1 rRNA gene and 1 pseudogene are annotated in these 952 nt (G+C 52.7%); one reads left to right on the top strand and one right to left on the bottom strand.

From position 1 onward, the window contains the following. A 5S ribosomal RNA gene (gene rrf, locus MHY13_RS12125) occupies positions 1-108 on the top strand; the annotation flags it as partial. Between the two features lie 419 nt (positions 109-527). On the opposite strand, the pseudogene MHY13_RS12120 reads toward rrf, so the two are convergent. Beyond that, a pseudogene (locus MHY13_RS12120) lies at positions 528-740 on the bottom strand (integrase core domain-containing protein); the annotation flags it as partial. Positions 741-952: the final 212 nt, after the last annotated feature.

Genomic DNA, 952 nt, shown 5'->3' with positions numbered 1-952 from the left:
AATAGCTGCAGGGAAACGCCCGGTCCCATTCCGAACCCGGAAGCTAAGCCTGCACACGCTGATGGTACTGCAACCGGGAGGTTGTGGGAGAGTAAGTCACCGCCGACACCAAACAACAAAAACAACTCAATAACCCAAGAAAGGGAAGAGAACGGAACACCACCGTCCTCTTCCCTTCTTTCACGTTTTACGGACGCAGGCGTCATGCAACAGTACTCGTGGCGAGCTGCACGCCGCCGCCTTTCGTCGGCGTTAAAGTTTTTAGCCATCAGGCGCCCTAGGTGAACACTTCAGGACTCGCAACTTGCTGCGTCCCCGCACCCAGCTGTGCTTATTGTCAGGGATTTACGGGACAGGGAATGGCTCGGTGACTTTTCTTTATCCACTCCTAGAATGCGCCCGCTATGGTCCTACGTTTCCCGACGTGACAGTTCTACGGTCAACGCAATATGACGGCTAGGGGTGATCGATTTAGTGGTGCGTATAGAAAGGGGCCCGACCCCTGGAAAGTAGAAACAGGGGTTTCATCAGGAAGCACGTTTTAGGATAGCAGGACCTTGAGTTTCAAATCCCGCAGGCGCGAGATAGCCACATCAGGAATGCCTAGGTTTTGTGTTGTACCTGGTGCACCATCGAAATACCTCCCGACGGCGCACAAGCTAATTGGCAAACGTTTTGGTATTTTGCATCACTTCCCGTTTGAGCGTGGCATTAAACGACTCCGCCAGCGAATTATTCGCACGGACCTGACTTGGTGTAAACGACACAAAGTTGTCCCATAAAGCTATAGTCGAACTACCTATCTCTGTAGCTCACCCTGCTTCGGCGAGTCGGTTGCGTCCCCTAACGTGGTGTATCTGTAGCCCGCGGTAAGTCTTGTGCCGGTGTGCATGAAGGCGACCATCGCGGGTACCTTTCGAATCAACTCTTACCTATCCTCGAAAGGAAGTAC

It is taken from the genome of Corynebacterium sp. ACRPE (assembly GCF_022347435.1).
GTDB classification, from domain to species: domain Bacteria; phylum Actinomycetota; class Actinomycetes; order Mycobacteriales; family Mycobacteriaceae; genus Corynebacterium; species Corynebacterium tuberculostearicum_D.
The sequence above is the reverse complement of the archived record's forward strand: the minus strand, read 5'-3'. Positions and strand labels throughout refer to the sequence as shown.